Genomic DNA, 18,056 nt, shown 5'->3' on the forward strand with positions numbered 1-18,056 from the left:
GCCCTCCCTACTTCGGGCGTATGGCGTCCGCCGTCCCCTGGATGAAGGCCTTGATGCTCTCGATGTCGTCCCCCGAGAGCTTGCCCGTGAAGTCGGGCATGCCGCGCGCCATGGCCGGGCCCTTGAGGATGAACTTGTCCAGGTTCGTGATGTAGGCCGGGTCCATGTAGCCGAGGTTGGGGATGTTGCCGCCGCGGTCCACGCCGGGCACGCCGTGGCAGAACACGCAGTTGCTCACGTAGAGCATGGTGCCGGCCTGGACCTTGGCGGGGTCGTACTTCACGCCCTGCACCAGCTTGTCCATGCGGTACTGAACGAAGTCCGGCATCTTGGCCGTGCCGCCCACCGCGAAGGTGTAGACCGTGCCCGGGCCCTGCCGCTCGGTGGCGCGCTGCGCCAGGCCGTACACGCCGCCCCAGCCCACAGCGACCGACACGTATTGCTTGCCGTCGACCATGTAGGTCGAGGGCGCGGCCACCACGCCGGTGCCGGTGGGCGTTTCCCACAGCTTCTCGCCGGTCTTCGCGTTGTAGGCCAGCAGGCGGCCGTCGGCCGTGCCCTGGAACACGAGGTTGCCGGCAGTGGTAAGGGTGCCGCCATTCCATGGCGATGCGTAGTCGACGCCCCACGCTTCCTTCTGCGCCACCGGGTCCCACGCCACGAGGCGGCCGAAGGGCTTGCTCGTGGGCGGCTCGACATTGGCGAACTTGCCGAGGTTCCAGCCCAGGCCCGAGTGCGGGCGGCCGGGCACGTTCTGGTCGAACTTCCAGTCCTTGTCGTCCATCAGGTTGATCGGCACGTGCTGCGCTGGCAGGTAGGCAAAGCCGGTCTGCGGGTTGAACGACATCGGGTGCCAGTTGTGCGCGCCGAAGGGGCCGGGGATGCTGTCGCCGGGCTTCTCGTTCTGGCGCGCGGCGGCAATCTCGATGGGCCGGCCGTTCTTGTCATAGCCGGTGGCCCAGTTGACCTCGACGAAGTTCTTCGCCGAGATGAACTTGCCGCTGGTGCGGTCGATGACGAAGAAGAAGCCGTTCTTCGGCGCATGCAGCAGCACCTTGCGGGCCTTGCCGTCGATCTTCACGTTGGCCAGGATCATCGACTGCGTGGAGGTGTAGTCCCAGTTGTCGCCGGGCGTCTCCTGGTAGTGCCACACGTACTTGCCGGTGTCGGGGTTGAGCGCCACCACCGAGCCCAGGTAGAGGTTGTCGCCGCCCTTGGGGCTGCGCGCCTTGGCAGCCCATGGCGAGCCGTTGCCGGTGCCCACGTACATCAGGTTGAGTTCGGGGTCGAAGGCAAAGCTGTCCCATGCGGTGCCGCCGCCGCCGGCTTCCCAGTACTTGCCGCTCGGGTCCCAGGTCTTGGCGGCGCGCGCCATCGATTCGTCTTCGAAGGGCTTGCCCGGGTCGCCCGGCACCACGAACCAGCGCCACTTCTGGTCGCCGGTCTTCGCGTCGTAGGCGGTGACGAAGCCGCGCACGCCGTACTCGGCGCCACCGTTGCCGATGATGACCTTGCCCTTGAACACGCGCGGCGCACCGGTGATGGTGTAGCTGCCCTTCTGGCCCTCGATGGTGTTCTTCTCCCAGACCTTCTGTCCGGTGGCTGCGTCGAGTGCGATCAGGCGGCCGTCGTAGGCCGCCACGTAGACCTTGCCTTCGTAGATCGCAACGCCTCGGTTCACCACGTCGCAGCAGCCCTTGAAGCCTTTGGACTTATCGACCTGCGGATCGAAGGTCCACAGTTTCTGCCCGGTGCGGGTGTCGATGGCATGCACCACGCTCCACGAGGCGGTGACGTACATGATGCCGTCCACCACCAGCGGCGTGGCCTCCACGCCGCGCGTCGACTCGAGGTTGTACGACCAGACCAGCCCCAGCTGCTTGACGTTGCCGGCGTTCACCTGGTCGAGCTGGCTGAAGCGCGACTCCGAATAGTCGAGGCCGACGCTGGGCCAGTCGGGTGTTTTCTTCTGCGCCGCGTTGGCGCGGATGAAGCTGCCGTCCACGCGTTTGGTGGCGGCTGCCGCGCGGTCCTGTGCGTTCTGGGCCGTGGCCGCCGTGTTTGCGCCCAGGCACAGCAAAGCGCCGGCGAGCACGAGCAGCCCGGAGTGTGTTTTTTTCATCGCAGGTCTCCTTTGTGGCTCAAGGATGGTCTGTGCGGGCTTCGCATTCATCTTCGGGATTTCCCCAGTCCGGTGCTGTTCCATTGCGGAACACATTCAGCGTTGGTCCCGGACTCGGTCCCTTGCGGGAGGCAGCGAACACCATGGCCCTCGACGGAAGAAGAATCGGCACGGCGGATGCGCCGCGCCAGCTCTTTGCCAGCACGCCCGCGCAGCGCGTGGCGCTCGCGCGGCAGCAGTTCTTCGAGGAAGGCGTGCGCCCCTCGGGCCTCGTCGGCGAGGCGGTGATCCAGTCGTGGATGCGCTGCAGCCGCACGCACACCGACCGGCAGCGCATCGTGCCCTTCGATGCGGTCACGCCGAGCCGGCTGCACGCCACGCTCGCGCGCAACCGCGAACTGCTCGAGGTGGCACGGCAGGAGCTGGTGCAGATGGAGCACGCGCTCGCGGGCACCGACTGCCGCGTGATCCTCACCGACAGCGAGGGCGTGCTGGTGCACGTCACGCAGCAGCCCGCCATGGCGCACCAGCCGGTGCTGTGCAAGACCGCGCGCGTGGGCGTGAACATCTCCGAGCGCATCGTCGGCACCACGGCACCGGGCATCGTGGCGAGCACCGGACAGGCCTGCACGGTCAATGGCGCGGAACACTACTTCGACCTGCTGTGCCAGATGCAGTGCGCGGCAGCACCGATACGCGACGTGACGGGGCAACTGGCCGGCGTGCTCGACCTCACGGCGGAGGCGCGGCGCTTCGGCTTCGACGCGGCATCGATGGTGGCGCTCTATGCCACGACCATCGAGAACCGGCTGCTGCAGGCGCAGTCGCGCGACCACCTGATCCTGCGCTTCCAGGCCAGCCCCACGCTGCTGGGCACGCCGCTCGAAGCGCTGGCCGGCATCGCGCCCGACGGCACGATCGCGTGGCTCAACAACGCGGGCGCGCGGCTGCTGGGCCGGCTGCCCGAAGCGGCGGACGAGCGCGATGTCGAATGCCTGCTGGGGCATGACCTTGCGAGCCTGCTGCGCCTTGGGCGGCGCGAGGCAGCGCAGCCGCTGCGGCTTGCGAGCGGGCTGGGCGTGTGGGTGCAGGCGCGGCTGAAGGGCGCGGATGGCGCGGACTTCCGGCATGCGGTGGCAATGCCCGGCGAAGCCACGCCGCTGGCCATCGAACAGGATGCGCAGATGCCTGCTGCCGAAGCCTGCGAGCCCGAGCCCCACCCCGAGACAACGCTGCGCGAGCACAGCCGCAAGCTGATCGAGGAAACGCTAGTGGCGCACGGCGGCAATGTGTCGCAGGCGGCGCGGCAGTTGCGCGTGTCGCGCGGCACGCTCTATCGCAGGCTGCGCGGCTGGAAAGAAGACGCCGCGGACTGATCAGGCCGCGGCGCGGGCCAGCGCACGCGCGCGACGCGCCTTCGCATCGGGCTGCAGCGGCCGCAGGTATTCGTGCAGAGCGAGCGCGGCGGCGCCCACCGCAGGGGCCAGCGCGCCGTAGCGCGCGGTGCGCAGGTCGGGCGCGGGCATGCCGGCATCGTCAGCGTGGCGCTTCATGCTTTCGAACGCCGCTTGCGCAAAGCCGCGATGCTCGGCGCACGCCTTGCCGCCGAGCACGATCGCGCGCGGATTGAACGTGACCCACAGGTTCTGCAGCAGCACGCCGAAGAAGGCGGCGGCGCGCGGCAGGTCGCCCCCCTTGCGCTCCAGCACGCGCGAGCCGAAGAAGGCCTCGGCGCAACCGCGTCGGCCGCAGGAGCACAGAGGCCCGTCGAGTTCAAGGATGGTGTGGCCGATCTCGCCGGCCATGCCCTGCGCACCGGTGAAGAGCCGGTCGTTCAGCACCACGCCGGCGCCCACGCCGACGTCGCAGTTGACGAAGACCAGCGGGTCTTCGCCCTCGCCCGCCGCAAATTCGTACTCGCCGAGCGCGGCGGCATCGGCGTCGTTCTGCAGTTGCACGGTCACGCCGGGCAGGCCAATGGCGGCAAAGGCTTTTTCGAGCGCGGGCAGCAGGCTCACGTTGCGCCAGCCGAGGTTGGGCGCGAAGCGAACCACGCCGGTGCAGTCGTCCACCGCGCCGGGCACGCACACACCGATGCTCGACAGGCGCAGGCCCAGTTGCTCCAGCTGCGCATTCGCGGCGGCCGCCATGCGCGCGACCTGCGCGCACACGCCGGCCGGCGAGCCGTCGGTGAGTGCGTGGGTGTTCGAGTGCAGTACCTCACCCTGCAGCGAGACGCACACGAGGCGCACGGTCTCTACCGCAATCTCCACGCCCATCAGCGCGCGCACGCCGACATTGATCTGCAGTGGCGTCGAAGGCCGGCCGAGCCCGTCGGCCACGGTGGCGCCGGCCTCGCTGAGCCAGCCTTCGTCGATCAGCTCGCGCACCAGCAGGCTCACGGTCGACTTGGTGAGCCCGCTCTCGCTGGCCAGCCGCGCGCGTGACAGGCCGGGCTGCGCGCGCAGCAGCCGCAGCAGCACGCTGCGGTTCATGCGCTTGAGCAGTTGCTGGTCGCCTATCGTCTTCACGACAACATCAGGCGAGCGCGGCAGTGTCGGCGTGATGGGCCTGCTCCTTGCCCTCGGGCCGCTTGCCGGCAATGATCATTCCGAGCACTTCGTCTTCGGTCACGTCGGCGGTGCGGTAGGTACCGACCAGCTTGCCGTTCTTCATCACCGCGAGGCGGTCGCTCAACGAAAACACGTCGGGCATGTCGTGCGTGATGAGGAAGATGCCCACGCCATCGGCCTTGAGCTGCTTCACGAGGCCGCCGACCATCGCGGTTTCTTCAGGGCCGAGCGCCGCGCAGGGCTCGTCCATGATGAGGATGCGCGCGTTGAAGTACAGCGCACGCGAGATCGCCACCACCTGCCGTTGCCCGCCCGAGAGCCTGCGCACCGGCACGCGGATGTTGGTGAAGTTCTTGTTGAGGCGGTGGAACACCTTGCGCGCCTGCACTTCCATGAAGTGATCGTCGAGCGTGCGCCACGGGGTCATCTTCTCGCGGCCGAGAAAGAGGTTCGACACCGAGTCGAGGTTGTCGGCCAGCGCGAGGGTCTGGTAGATGGTCTCGATGCCCTGGCCCTGCGCTTCGGCGGGCGTGCGGATGTTGACCTTCTCGCCCGCGATCAGCGTGTCGCCGGAGTCGATGGGGTAGGCGCCCGCGAGCATCTTCATCAGCGTGGATTTGCCCGCGCCGTTGTGGCCCAGCAGTGCGACCACTTCGCCGGGGTAGAGGTTGACGCTCACGCCGTCCACGGCCTTGACGCCGCCGAAGGCCTTGCGGATTTCGCGCAGTTCCACCAGGGGTCTGGAGGTGTCGATGTCTGCCATTTCAGTTCTCCCCAAACTTGCGGCGATACAGCACGTCGAACACCACGGCCACGATCAGCACCTGCCCGATGATGACCATGCGCTTGCCGATGGGCACGTCGAGCAGCAGCATGCCGCTGTCGAGCGACTGCATGATGAGCGCGCCCAGGACCGACCCGAAGATCGAGCCGCTGCCGCCCGCGAGCGCCGTGCCGCCGATGACGGCCGCCGCGATCACGTACAGCTCCATGCCCGTGCCGAGCGAGTTGGTGCCCGCATTGAGCCGCGCGATCGACACGATGGCCGCAATGGTGACCAGCACCGCCAGCAGCGCGAACAGCATCAGCGTGACGCGCTTGACCGGAATACCCACCAGCGCTGCCGCGTCGGGGTTGCCGCCCATCGCGAACACATAGCGCCCGAAGCGCGTGCGGTGCACGATGAACGACAGCACGATCGCCACCACCGCCCAGATCAGCACCGGAATCGGAATGCCCTGCGGCTCGCTCTTCGACGAGATCTGGTAGTTGTTCATGACCCATGCGAAGGCGATCACCACCGCCACCGGCACCGCAGTGATCAGCACGTCGAGCCACAGCGCCTCGGTCGGCATGTCGTAGCGCTGGCGCGCGCGGCGCTTTTGCAGCATGCGCCCGAACAGCACCAGCGCCACGATGGCAGCGAGCACCCAGCTCGCGGTGACGCCGATGCCGCCGTCATAGCCGCCGCCCAGGCGCTGGAAGAATTCGTCGTTCACCGGCTGCGTCTTGCCGTCGGCCACCAGGAAGGCCGCGCCGCGAAACGACATGAGGCCGCCCAGCGTGACCACGAACGACGGCACGCCGAGCACCGCCGTGAGCCAGCCCTGGTAGATGGACACCAGCAGCGCCACCGCGAGCCCCGCGAGGCAGGCCGTGGGCCACGACCAGCCCGAGGTGTATTGCAGGTACGCGATCAGCACGCCGACGAAGCCCATCACCGAGCCGACCGACAGATCGATGTGGCGTGCCACGATGACCAGCACCATCACGGTCGACACGATGCCGACCACGGCCGTCTGCTGCGCGACGTTGTAGAGATTTTCGGGCGACAGAAACACGCCGCCCGACATGACGCTGAACACCACGGCCATCACGGCCAGCAGCACGCACATCAATATCAGCCGCAGGTCGATGCCCGTGCGGCGCCACCAGCCCGGTGTTGGATTGCTCATTCTTGAAACCCCCAGGGACTACAGGTGCGCAACCTGCCCTGGCCAGGCCCGTGATGGGCCGGCCCGAGGCGGCAGCGTTGCGCGGATGGACGCGCGACCGGCGCGTCCGTTGCTACGGCTTACTTGCAGGCGGCGGGCGCGCTCGCACCCGAGGCGCCCTTGCAGAGCTCGTCCTTCTTGATCCAGCCAGCCTTGACGACCACGTCGAGGTTGTCGCGCGTGATCGGCACCGGCGTCAGCAGGCGCGAGGACAGCGAGATCTTCTTGGCGCCGCCGGCCCACGGCGCGGCCTTGTCGACCGGCTTGCCGGCGGCCAGCGCCACGGCGGCGGTGGCGGCTTCGCGGCCGAGTTCGCGCGAGTCCTTCCAGATGGTGGCGGTCTGCGTGCCCAGCGCGATGCGGTTGAGCGCCGCGAAGTCGGCGTCCTGGCCCGACACCGGAATGCCGCGGATGCCCTTGGCCGTGAGCGCAGCCACCGCGCCGCCGGCCGTGCCGTCGTTGGCCGCGACCACCGCGTCGACCTTGTTGCCGTTCTTGGTGAGGATCTGCTCCATGTTCTTCTGCGCGACCTCGGGCTTCCAGCCTTCGGTGTATTCGTCGCCGACGATCTTGATGTCGCCCTTCTTGACGGCGGCGTCGAGCACTTCCTGCTGGCCTGCGCGCAGGAAGTCGGCGTTCGGGTCGCTCGGCGAGCCCTTGATGATCACGTAGTTGCCCTTGGGCTTGACCTTGAAGACTTCGCGCGCCTCCATGCGGCCGACCTCGACGTTGTCGAAGGTGATGTAGAAGACGCCGGGCGCCTCGATCAGCCGGTCGTACGCCACCACGGGCACCTTCTGGCGCGTGGCCTTGGTGACGGCGGGCAGGATGGCGTCCTTGTCCATCGCCAGCACGATGAGCGCCTTGGCGCCCTTGGACATCAGGCCCTCGATGTCACCGAGCTGCTTTTCGGGCGAGCCGCCCGCATCGGCACTGATGTACTTGGCGCCGAGCTTCTCCAGTTGGGCCTTGATGGCGGCCTCGTCGGTCTTCCAGCGTTCTTCCTGGAAGTTCGACCAGCTCACGCCGACCACGGTCTGCGCCATCGCGCCCACGGCCGTAAGACCGAAGGCCATGGCGGCCAGGGTGTGTTTCAGTTGCATCGATGTCTCTCCAATGTTGGTGCGCCCCGCAGGGATCAGCCGTGTAAGAAATTAGTTAGTTTGAAGGGCGAACTAACTATCCCATCGCGGCGGGGCTCTGGGCATCCGGGAATTCCCGGAGCGCATTGCGACCCTTGTCGCGGGATGCGGTCCTACGTTGCGGGCGTGTGCGACCCGGTATCTTTCGCATCCCTCCCGCCTGGCGGGAGACCTTATTCCGAACGCTCTCCCGACCTTTGTCGCCGATGAACAAGGAGACAAAAAATGCTCACAGACATGCTCATGCTCAGGCAGATTGCCGCCACGCGGCTACCCATGGTGATGTCCTCGCGCAAGGACATCGATGAAGTCCTGAAACTGCGCGCAGCCGGACTGGTGCTCGCGCTGGTGCCCTCGGCCGCGGACATCGCGAAGATGCCGGGCCTGCGCGTGGTGCAAGTGTTGGCGGTCACGCAGAAGGGTTTCGAGGCGCTGCAATGCGTGCGCTATCCGGGCGAAGGCGCGCGCGAAAAAGGCCGGGAGGTCCCGGCCTTTTCGTGAGGCGCACGGCCATGGCCGGCTGAAGCATCGGCGGCCCGGCTCAGCCGAGGCGCCACGCTTGCGCCCACACGGCGATGCCGTCGAGCAGTTCGTCGAGCGCCTCCTCGTCGGTGCGCCCGGAGCGCCGGAGCACGTGGAACGAGTGGTCGGCACCGTCGATCTCCAGCACGGTGGCCATCGGCCCGAGCGCCTGGATTGCTGCGTCGAACTGCCGCGGCTCGGCCAGCGTATCGCGCGGGCCGTGTGCAAAGAACATGGGCACGTCGACGTCCTGCAGATGCGCGGCGCGCGTGATCGACGGCGCGCCCGACGGGTGCAGCGGAAAGCCCAGGAAGACCAGCCCTTCGACGCCCGGCAGCGGCGCCAGCGCCTGGGCCTGCGAGGTCATGCGGCCGCCGAAGGACTTGCCGCCGGCGAAGAGGCGAAGCCCCCCGAAGTGCGCGCACGCGCATGCCACCGCCGCGCGGACCGTGGCATGCGCCAGGGCCGGCGCGTCCGTGCGCTTCCTGCCCTGTTCCATGTAGGGAAACTGGTAGCGCAGCGTGGCGATGCGCCGCTGCGCGAGCCCCTCGGCCACCGCGTTCATGAACGGGTGTGCCATGCCCGCGCCGGCACCATGGGCCAGGACCAGGCAGGCATCGGCCGAAGGCGGCGACATTGCCAGCGCGGAAACGGCGACATCCGCCGCCACTGAAATGCCGATTTGCTGCTGCACCGTGGTCATCTGGCCGGTCTTCGAAGAAGGTCGAGGGGTGGCAAAACTATGCGGGCTTGCCGGCAGCGCTGCTACCGCCGTCCGGGCGCAGCCAGCCGAGCACGCCGCCCGCCACCGCCCAGCGGCCTTCGGCGGCATCCATCGCGAAGCGGGCCCGGCTGTGCGAGAACGGCCCGGGGTTCTGCTGCACGATCTCGATCTCGCGGTCCGTCACGCCGGCCACGATGGCGACGTGCCCGTAGGGGTTGAAGAGCGTGGGCGCGAACACGATCAGGTCATTCACCTTCGGCGGCTCGGACTGCGCGTTCCGGTACTGGCGCAGCCCGCGCTTGCCATTCAGGGCGCCGTGCGGCGTGGCCGGGTCGTAGAAATCCCTGGCGTGGCCATAGGGGTCCGGCATCCGGTGGCCGAAACGCTCGAAGTAGTAGCGCTTGACGAACTCCACGCACTGGTACTTGATGCCCAGGTTGTAGCCATCGCGGAACAGGTTGCGTCCTTCGGAGTTGTTGACGCCGCCGTTGTAGTAGACCTTCACGCCGTTGAACTCGTCGACCACCGAGCCCACTTCCCGCGACGGATTGAGATTGAGATAGGTCGCAGCCCCGTACACGGACACTCCAGTCGCGACGAACGCCCCGGCGACCAGGAGCGCAATGACGGTCCGGCGCCGGGCCGCGGGGCTCAGCATCCGCAGCCCCCTGCCGCCGGCCGGTCTGGCGATACGTCGATGGCGGTTTGCGCGATGTTCGCGGCGGGTGTCGGGGCTATGGATCGGAAGCGCATGGGACGCGGGTCGGGTCGGATGAAAGCCCCGAGGATAGGCGAGCTCCGTCGGATCCGCGCATGCCGGAGGTCACGCGCCGCGTGCTCAGTCGATGAGCTGCGTCTTGATGGCGTAGTAGGTCAGGTCGCTGTTGGTGGAGAGGTTCATCTTCTCCATCAGCCGCGTGCGATAGGTGCTGATGGTCTTCACCGACAGCGACAGCGCCTCTCCGATGGCGCCCACCGATTCACCCTTGGCAAGCTTCAGGAACACCTGGAACTCGCGCTCCGACAGATGCTTGTACGGCGGCGCGTTGTCCTTGCGCTCCAGCTGGCCCGCGAGCAGTTCGGCCACCGACGGCGAGATGTAGCGGCGGCCCAGCGCGACCGTGCGGATCGCCTTGGCGATTTCATCGGGCTCGCATTCCTTGTTGAGATAGCCCGAGGCGCCCTGGCGGATCAGGTGCACCGCGTAGTGCTCTTCCGGGTAGCCGCTGAGAATCAGCACGCCGAGGTCCGGCGCCTTGGCGCGCACCATGGCGAGCGCATCGATGCCGCTCTGGCCGGGCATGGACAGGTCCATCACCAGCACATCGAGGTCGGCGGTACGCACGAGATCGATGGCTTCGCGGCCGGTGCCTGCTTCGCCGGCAACGCGGAAGTCGACGAATGTGGAGAAGAACGCCTTCAGGCCTGTGCGAACGACGGCGTGGTCGTCGACGATGCCGATCTTGATCATGGTATGTGCCTCCTGGCAGGTGGATGGCCGCGAGCAAGCGGAAGGAGGACAGGACGATGCCACACGCGTTCGCGGATCGAAGGCCCGCGGCACAGGTCGGGCGCTCGTCCTGCAACCGATTGCCGAGGCGTCTTTCAGTGGCGTAGGAATCGAGGCCGCTATCGGTCGTGCGACTGTTCGCCGCGACACGCTCGGGAAAACTCTGGGGAGAGTTTTGGCACAAGGGGCCGGTTGTCCACAGACCGCCCGGCTGCTCCCGAGTTGTTCCTTTTTCGAGGCAGCCCCGAAAGCAGAGGTGCGCACAGTGAAGCAGGCAGCGCAAGTCGTTGTCAGCCATGGAAAAAAGCACAGTTTCCACAGCGGGGGTTTACCCTTATCTACTACTACTATCTTTAATAAGAAAAATAAGTAGAGAAGAAGGGACCGGCCTGGCGAGCGACAGTCAGGCCGCGAAGCCGCCGTCGATGTTCAGGCTGGCACCGGTCACGAACGCCGCTTCGGGGCTGGCCAGGTAGCCGACCATGCCGGCGATTTCTTCCGGATGGGCATGGCGGGCCAGCGCCATCAGGCCGTGCATGGCGGCAGCGTTGGGGCCGTCGACCGGGTTCATGTCGGTGTTGACCGGGCCGGGCTGCACGTTGTTGACCGTGATGCCGCGCGGGCCGAGGTCGCGCGACAGGCCCTGGACCATGCCGACCAGCGCCGACTTGCTCATCGCATAGGCGCTGCCGCCCGGCCAGGGCATGCGCTCGGCGTTGGTGCTGCCGATGTTGATGATGCGGCCGCCTTCGCCCATGTGGCGCGAGGCCGCCTTGGCCGCGACAAACACGGCGCGCACGTTGACGTTCAGCGTCTTGTCGAAATCTTCGAGCGAGAAGTCGTCGAGGGTGCCACCGAGGAACACACCGGCGTTGTTCACGAGGATGTCGATCTTGCCGAAGGCGCGGGCCGCTTCGTCGATGCCGGCGGTGAGCGCGGCAGCGTCGGCGCTGTCGATCTTCAGCGCGAGGGCGCGGCCGCCTTCGGACTGGATGCTGCGCACCAGTTCGTCGGCCGGGGCGGCCGAGCTGGCGTAGCTGAAGGCCACGGCGGCGCCGTCGCGCACCAGGCGCCGCACGATGGCGGCGCCGATGCCGCGCGAACCGCCGGTGACGAAAGCGACCTTGCCGGCCAGGACGGGGGAAGAAGCGGAAGAAGAAGCAGTGCTGGAAGTCATGATTTTTCCGATCAGTTGAAGGAGGACGGGAGAAGGAAGATCTTCAGTGTCGGCATTTCATTCCCTCGGCGGTAGCCATCAATTGGCGCAATCAAATTCAACCCAAAGTTGAAGATGAGAATGAAAATGCGGCCATGGAACCGCTCAATCACCTCGAGTCCTTCGTGCAAAGCGCGGAGGGCGGCAGCTTCTCGGCCGCCGCCCGGCGCCTGGGGCTGACGCCGGCCGCAGTCAGCAAGAACGTGGCGCGGCTCGAGGCGCGGCTGGGCGTGCGGCTGTTCCAGCGCAGCACGCGCAGCCTCACGCTGACCGAGGGCGGCGAGCGCTTCCTGGCGCAGATCGGCCCCGCGCTGGCCACGCTGCAGGAGGCCGTGGCCGGCATCGACACCGACGACGGCCAGCCCGCCGGCACGCTGAAGGTGAGCATGGGCCAGGCCTTCGGGCGCGAGCACGTGCTGCCGCTGATGGGCGACTTTCTCGCGCGCTACCCGGCCATCCTGCCGGACTGGCATTTCGACAACCAGCAGGTCGACCTGGTCGGCGAGGGCTTCGACGCTGCCATCGGCGGCGGCATCGAGCTGTCGGCCGGGCTGGTGGCGCGGGAGCTGGCGCGCATCCACGTGGTGGCGGTGGCGTCGCCGCGCTACATGGAGGGGCGCAAGCGGCCGCGACACCCCTCGGATCTGGTGGAACTCGACACCCTGCTGCGCCGCTCCTCGCCCACGGGGCGGCTGCGCAGCTGGACGCTGCGGCAGGCACGCGGAGAGGAGGTCACGGTCGATCTGCCCCGGCCGCGCGCGATCTTCAACGACCCCGAAGCCATCGCGCATGCCGCACTGATGGGGCTGGGTGTGGCGATGCTGCCGATGCCCTTCGTGGAACGCGGGCTGCGCAGCGGCGAGCTGCTGCGGCTGCTGCCCGAATGGCACCAGGACGCGGGCGCAGTGTGGCTCTACTACCCGAGCAAGAAGCTGCTGCCGCCGAAGACGCGCGTGTTCATCGACTTCGTGCTGGAGCGTTTTCGCAACGAGCGGTTTGCGCAGCGGATGCAGGTGGCCTGAGCCGACCGTGCGTCGACCCACCGGCTCACGGGGTTTTCACCCGCGACGCCCATGGCGTGCACCTGTACAAACGCGCGCATGACTTCTTCTTTCTCTCTCTTCAAGCCCAGTCGCCGCACCGCGCTGGCCGCATCCGTAGCCACCGCCCTGACCCTGATGGCCGCCCCTTCGTGGGCCCAAGGCACCTGGCCGACCAAGCCGGTGCGCATCGTCGTGCCGTTTGCGGCCGGCGGCACCACCGACATCCTGGCGCGCGCCGTCGCGCCCGAACTGTCGAAGGCCTTCGGCCAGCAGTTCATCGTGGACAACCGTGCGGGCGCGGGCGGCAACGTGGGCGCCGAGATCGTGGCGCGCGCGCCGAACGACGGCTACACGCTGCTGATGGGCACGGTGGGCACGCACGGCATCAACCGCGCGCTGTACCCCAAGCTGCCCTTCGACCCGATCAAGGACTTCGCGCCCATCACGCTGGTGGCCGCCGTGCCGAACGTGATGGAGATGAACGCCGACAAGGCCAAGACGCTGAACATCCGCAACGTGCAGGACTTCATCAAGTACGCCAAGGCCAACCCGGGCAAGCTGAACATGGCGTCGAGCGGCAGCGGCACGTCGATCCATCTCGCGGGCGAGCTGTTCAAGAGCATGACGGGCACGTTCATGGCGCACATCCCGTACAAGGGCTCGGGCCCGGCGCTGCTGGACATGGTGGGCGGCAATGCCGACGTGATGTTCGACAACCTGCCCTCGTCGATGGCGCAGATCAAGGCCGGCAAGCTCACTGCCCTGGCCGTGACGAGCGCGCAGCGTTCGCCTGCCCTGCCGGACATTCCGACGGTGGAAGAAGTGGGGGGCCCGTCGCTCAAGGGCTTCGAGGCGAGCTCGTGGTTCGGGCTGCTAGCACCGGCCGGCACCTCACCCGAGATCGTGAACCGGATTCAGCAGGAAGTGGCCAAGTCGCTGGGCACGCCGGCCATCAAGGAAAAGATGCTCGCGCAGGGCGCGATTCCGAGCGGGAATTCACCCGCCGACTTCACGAAGCTCATTGCGAGCGAGCACGTGAAGTGGGCGAAGGTCGTCAAAGACTCAGGCGCGAAAGTCGACTGACGGAGCTCAGGTCTTCCAGGTCACGTCTTTCTTCTCGGCCAGCGAATCCTTGAGCATGTGAAGCAGCGGGATTGCACGCTGGTGCAGCCCGACATGCTGCTTCTCGGCTTCGTTGGCGTGGCCTTCGACGGCGTAGTCGTCGTTGTTGTGGGCGTTGGAGCCCTCGCGCGCCAGCGCGGCTTCGATGGCCGCGATGGCGCCGGGGATCTGCTCGACCGTGATGATGCCTTGCGGGGCCGCCGACTTGCCGACGATGTCCAGCAACTGGCGCGCATGCACTTCGAGCATCACGAAGTCGGGGGAGGCTCGGGACTGGAATCGATAGAGCATGGTGTTTTCACTCACTTGTAGATGTAGTCACGGGCAAAAGGGTACACCGATTGCGCGCCGCGCAAAACGCCGTGCTCGACCTTGCCGTCGGGCCTGGTGGACAGCATCTGGTGCAGCGAGATCCAGCCCTGCTCGAAGCTCATGGCCGAGCCCGCGAGGTAGAGGCGATAGGCCCGCAGCACGCGCTCGGCGTTCTCGGCCTGGCGGCCGCCGTTGCGCTGCAGCACCTCGCGCGCGGTGTCGAGCTGCGCCTCGAGTGCATCCGACCAGGCCCAGAGCGTGCGCGCATAGTGCGGGCGCAGGCTCTCGGTGTCGACCATCTCCAGGCCGGCCGCAGCCGTTTCGCGCAGCACGTGCGTCACGTGCAGCAGTTCGCCGCCGGGGAAGATGTATTTCTCGATGAAGTCGCCCATGCCGGCGCCCAGCTGGCGGTAGTTGAGCTCGCCCGAAGTGATGCCGTGGTTCATCACCAGGCCACCCGGCTTCAGCAGCGAATGGATCTTGCGGAAGTAGGTCGGCATGTTGGCCGCGCCCACGTGCTCGAACATGCCGACCGACGAGATCTTGTCGAAGGGCTGGTCGACCGACAGCTCGCGGTAGTCGCGCAGCTCGACGCGCACGCGGCCCTGCAGGCCCTTCTGCTCGATGAGCCGCTGCACGTAGGCATGCTGGTTCTTCGACAGCGTGATGCCGGTGGCGTCCACGCCGTAGTGCTCGGCCGCCCACAGCAGCAGCGCGCCCCAGCCTGAGCCGATGTCGAGGTAGCGCTCGCCCGGCTGCAGCATGAGCTTGCGGCAGATGTGGTCGAGCTTGGCTTCCTGAGCCTGCGCCAGCGTGAGGTCGGGCGTGCGGAAGTAAGCGCATGAATACACGCGGCGCGGGTCCAGCCACAGCGCGTAGAAGTCGTCGGAGACGTCGTAGTGGAACTCGATCTGGGCCGCGTCCTTGCGCAGCGAATGCGAACCGTGGGACTTGGCCCGGTGCTGCAGGCGGCTCCACCAGCCGGTGTCGGTTTCGGCGGGGTTGCCGGGCAGCATGCCGACGGTGGCGTCGATCAGGTCGCGCATGGCGCCCTCGATCTGCACCTTGCCCTCGACATACGCCTCGCCGATGGCTCCCACCTGTCGGGCCGCCAGCTTGGCGAGCACCGTCCACTCCTTGAAGGCCAGGGTGACGCGGGCTCCCGCCTGGGCAACGCGCCGGCCATCTGGCAGCTCCAGCGCGATGGGGACAGGCAGCGAAGCCAGCTGCGACTCGATCTTGGGTATCAAGTTTTGCATGGGGCCCATGGTATTGATTTTTCCAAGTTTTTGCATGACTACCCGTGTCAGCGGCGGCCGCGAGCGGCACGCCGGGCGCCCGGTGCGAATCGGGATTGACATGAGATTGTTTATGTCTAAACTATTGAACCATGAACAGCATCAGCCCGCTCAAATCCGCTCCCGCTTCGGACCTCCAGCGCATCCTGTGCATTGGCGGGGGGCCGGCGGGTCTCTACTTCGCCCTGTTGATGAAGGCGCGCAACCCTGCGCTGCAGATCACCGTGGTGGAGCGCAACCGCCCCTTCGACACCTTCGGCTGGGGCGTGGTGCTGAGCGACCAGACGCTGGGCAACCTGCGCGCGGCCGACGCCGACACCGCGGCGCTCATCGGCAATGAGTTCCATCACTGGGACGACATCCAGGTCTTCTTCAAAGGCCGCCAGGTGCGCTCGGGAGGCCACGGCTTCTGCGGCATCGGCCGCAAGCGGCTGCTGAACATCCTGCAGGAGCGCTGCCTCGCGCTTGGCGTCGATCTGGTGTTCGAGACCGACGCCACCGACGACCAGGCCATTGCCGCGCAGTACAACGCCGACTTGGTCATTGCCAGCGACGGCCTCAACAGCCGCATCCGCCAGCGCTACGCCGACGTGTTCAAGCCCGACGTCGATCTGCGCAACTGCCGCTTCGTCTGGCTGGGCACGCACCAGACCTTCGACGCCTTCACCTTCGCCTTCGAACAGACCGAGCACGGCTGGTTCCAGGCGCACGCCTACCAGTTCGACGACAAGACATCGACCTTCATCGTCGAAACGCCCGAGGCCGTTTGGAAGGCCCATGGCCTCGACCAGATGGAGCAGCCCGAGGCCATCGCCTTTTGCGAGAAGCTGTTCGCCAAGTACCTCGGTGGCCATTCGCTGATCAGCAATGCCACGCACCTGCGCGGCTCGGCCAACTGGATCCGTTTTCCGCGCGTGGTGTGCGAGCGCTGGACGCACCGCATCGACGTCGAAGGCCGCTCGGTGCCCGTGGTGCTGATGGGCGACGCCGCGCACACGGCGCACTTCTCCATCGGCTCGGGCACCAAGCTCGCGCTGGAAGACGCGATAGACCTGGCCAACGAATTCGCGCAGGGCGGCACGGTCGACCATGTGCTCGAAGGCTACGAGGCCCGCCGCAGCGTCGAGGTGCTGAAGATCCAGAACGCCGCGCGCAACTCCACCGAGTGGTTCGAGAACGTGCCGCGCTACACCGGCATGGAGATCGAGCAGTTCGCCTATTCGCTGCTCACGCGCTCGCAGCGCATCAGCCACGAGAACCTGCGCGTGCGCGACACGCAATGGCTCGGCGGCTACGAGCAATGGCTTGCGGGCGGCAAGGCGATGGCGCCGATGCTCATGCCCTACAAGGTGCGCGGGCTCACGCTGAAGAACCGCATCCTGGTGTCGCCGATGGCCACCTACAGCGCGGTCGACGGCGTGCCGCAAGACTTTCTGCTCGTGCACCTGGGCGCGCGCGCTCTCGGCGGCGCCGCCATGGTGTTCGTCGAAATGACGAGCCCGACGCCCGAAGGCCGTATCACGCCGGCCTGTACGGGCCTGTACAACGACACGCAGCAAGCCGCCTTCAAGCGCATCGTCGATTTCGTGCACACGCAGTCGAGCGCGAAGATCGCCATGCAGCTCGGCCACAGCGGGCCCAAGGGCTCGACCCGCGTGGGCTGGGAAGGCACCGACGAACCGCTCGAAAGCGGCAACTGGCCGCTGCTGGCTGCGAGCGCGCTGCCCTACGGCGAACAGAACCAGCTGCCCGCCGCCATCACGCGCGCCGAGATGGACACGCTGCGCGACCAGTTCGTCGCCTCCACCCGTCGCGCCGTCGAATGCGGCTTCGACTGGCTCGAACTGCACTGCGCGCACGGCTACCTGTTGTCGGCCTTCATCAGCCCGCTCACCAATCTGCGCACCGATGAATACGGTGGCGACATCGAAGCGCGCTGCCGCTATCCGCTCGAAGTGTTCCGCGCCATGCGCGCCGTGTGGCCAGCAGACAAGCCCATGAGCGTGCGTATCTCCGCGCACGACTGGGCGCCCGGCGGCAACACCGATGCCGATGCAATCGTGATCGCGCGCCTCTTCAAGGAAGCCGGCGCCGATTTCATCGACGTGTCTTCCGGCCAGACCACGCGCGACGCGAAGCCGGTGTACGGCCGCATGTACCAGACGCCGTTCTCGGACCGCATCCGCAACGAGGTCGGCATCTCGACCATCGCGGTCGGCGCCATCACCGACGCCGACCAAGCCAACAGCATCATCGCCGCCGGCCGCGCCGACCTGTGCGCCGTCGCGCGTCCGCACCTGGCCGACCCGGCGTGGACGCTGCACGAAGCCGCCAAGCTGCAGAGCCGCGACGTCGACTGGCCCAAGCAATACCTGAGCGGACGCGACCAGATGTACCGCGAGATCGCCAAGCAGCAACAGCTCGCAGCGGCAGCGAATGCCGCGATGGCCGCCCAGAGCGGCGAGGAGACGCACTGAC

16 protein-coding genes are annotated in these 18,056 nt (G+C 67.3%); 5 read left to right on the forward strand and 11 right to left on the reverse strand.

Going from position 1 to position 18,056, the window contains the following annotated elements:
• Positions 1–7 precede the first annotated feature (7 nt).
• Complete coding sequence (locus tag BLW48_RS09210) at positions 8–2,122, reverse strand: PQQ-dependent dehydrogenase, methanol/ethanol family (protein WP_093174217.1); 2,115 nt, start codon at positions 2,120–2,122, stop codon at positions 8–10.
• A gap of 143 nt (positions 2,123–2,265) precedes the next feature.
• Between BLW48_RS09210 and BLW48_RS09215 the strand changes: the two genes are divergently transcribed.
• Positions 2,266–3,498 (forward strand): helix-turn-helix domain-containing protein, encoded by a 1,233-nt coding sequence (locus BLW48_RS09215; RefSeq protein WP_093174219.1) that lies wholly within the window; start codon positions 2,266–2,268, stop codon positions 3,496–3,498.
• Here BLW48_RS09215 and BLW48_RS09220 read toward each other — a convergent pair whose 3' ends face one another.
• The 4 genes from BLW48_RS09220 to xylF all read right to left on the reverse strand — a co-directional run bounded on the left by BLW48_RS09220 (position 3,499) and on the right by xylF (position 7,792).
• A complete protein-coding gene (locus tag BLW48_RS09220) occupies positions 3,499–4,653 on the reverse strand; it encodes an ROK family transcriptional regulator (protein WP_093174221.1) in 1,155 nt (384 codons plus the stop codon).
• Between the two features lie 7 nt (positions 4,654–4,660).
• Positions 4,661–5,458, reverse strand: coding sequence for an ATP-binding cassette domain-containing protein (locus tag BLW48_RS09225; RefSeq protein ID WP_093059350.1), 798 nt, complete (start codon positions 5,456–5,458; stop codon positions 4,661–4,663).
• A gap of 1 nt (position 5,459) precedes the next feature.
• The gene (locus BLW48_RS09230) at positions 5,460–6,650 is read right to left on the reverse strand and encodes a sugar ABC transporter permease (RefSeq protein WP_093076134.1); all 1,191 of its coding nucleotides are present in this window, start codon (positions 6,648–6,650) and stop codon (positions 5,460–5,462) included.
• A 119-nt stretch (positions 6,651–6,769) separates the two neighbouring features.
• The gene (gene xylF, locus BLW48_RS09235) at positions 6,770–7,792 is read right to left on the reverse strand and encodes a D-xylose ABC transporter substrate-binding protein (RefSeq protein ID WP_093059354.1); all 1,023 of its coding nucleotides are present in this window, start codon (positions 7,790–7,792) and stop codon (positions 6,770–6,772) included.
• Between the two features lie 264 nt (positions 7,793–8,056).
• On the opposite strand from xylF, the gene BLW48_RS09240 reads away from it, so the two are divergent.
• Entirely contained in the window at positions 8,057–8,332 is a 276-nt protein-coding gene (locus tag BLW48_RS09240) for a hypothetical protein (RefSeq protein WP_093059356.1), read from the forward strand.
• A gap of 40 nt (positions 8,333–8,372) precedes the next feature.
• On the opposite strand, the gene BLW48_RS09245 is transcribed toward BLW48_RS09240, so the two are convergent.
• The 4 genes from BLW48_RS09245 to BLW48_RS09260 form a co-directional block, all read right to left on the reverse strand.
• Positions 8,373–9,056, reverse strand: coding sequence for an alpha/beta hydrolase family protein (locus BLW48_RS09245; RefSeq protein ID WP_093174223.1), 684 nt, complete (start codon positions 9,054–9,056; stop codon positions 8,373–8,375).
• A gap of 37 nt (positions 9,057–9,093) precedes the next feature.
• Positions 9,094–9,657, reverse strand: a complete 564-nt coding sequence (locus BLW48_RS09250; protein WP_256330742.1) for a CHAP domain-containing protein — start codon at positions 9,655–9,657, stop codon at positions 9,094–9,096.
• A 258-nt stretch (positions 9,658–9,915) separates the two neighbouring features.
• Positions 9,916–10,548, reverse strand: a complete 633-nt coding sequence (locus tag BLW48_RS09255; protein ID WP_093174227.1) for a response regulator — start codon at positions 10,546–10,548, stop codon at positions 9,916–9,918.
• Positions 10,549–10,990: 442 nt separating this feature from the next.
• A complete protein-coding gene (locus BLW48_RS09260) occupies positions 10,991–11,764 on the reverse strand; it encodes an SDR family oxidoreductase (RefSeq protein WP_093174229.1) in 774 nt (257 codons plus the stop codon).
• A 134-nt stretch (positions 11,765–11,898) separates the two neighbouring features.
• Here BLW48_RS09260 and BLW48_RS09265 point away from each other — a divergent pair, with 134 nt between their 5' ends.
• A complete protein-coding gene (locus BLW48_RS09265; RefSeq protein WP_093059360.1) occupies positions 11,899–12,825 on the forward strand; it encodes a LysR family transcriptional regulator in 927 nt (308 codons plus the stop codon).
• Positions 12,826–12,903: 78 nt separating this feature from the next.
• Entirely contained in the window at positions 12,904–13,929 is a 1,026-nt protein-coding gene (locus BLW48_RS09270; protein WP_093059362.1) for a Bug family tripartite tricarboxylate transporter substrate binding protein, read from the forward strand.
• Between the two features lie 6 nt (positions 13,930–13,935).
• Here BLW48_RS09270 and BLW48_RS09275 read toward each other — a convergent pair whose 3' ends face one another.
• Together BLW48_RS09275 and BLW48_RS09280 are read right to left on the reverse strand one after the other, a co-directional pair.
• Entirely contained in the window at positions 13,936–14,259 is a 324-nt protein-coding gene (locus BLW48_RS09275) for a DUF1840 domain-containing protein (RefSeq protein WP_093059364.1), read from the reverse strand.
• A gap of 11 nt (positions 14,260–14,270) precedes the next feature.
• Positions 14,271–15,539, reverse strand: a complete 1,269-nt coding sequence (locus tag BLW48_RS09280; RefSeq protein ID WP_093059430.1) for an SAM-dependent methyltransferase — start codon at positions 15,537–15,539, stop codon at positions 14,271–14,273.
• A gap of 131 nt (positions 15,540–15,670) precedes the next feature.
• Here BLW48_RS09280 and BLW48_RS09285 point away from each other — a divergent pair, with 131 nt between their 5' ends.
• Positions 15,671–18,055: a bifunctional salicylyl-CoA 5-hydroxylase/oxidoreductase gene (locus BLW48_RS09285; RefSeq protein ID WP_093174231.1), complete on the forward strand. Its 2,385-nt coding sequence runs from the start codon at positions 15,671–15,673 to the stop codon at positions 18,053–18,055.
• The last annotated feature ends 1 nt before the right edge of the window (position 18,056 follow it).

Origin of the sequence: Variovorax sp. YR266, assembly GCF_900107295.1 — a bacterium.
Taxonomy (GTDB): domain Bacteria; phylum Pseudomonadota; class Gammaproteobacteria; order Burkholderiales; family Burkholderiaceae_C; genus Variovorax.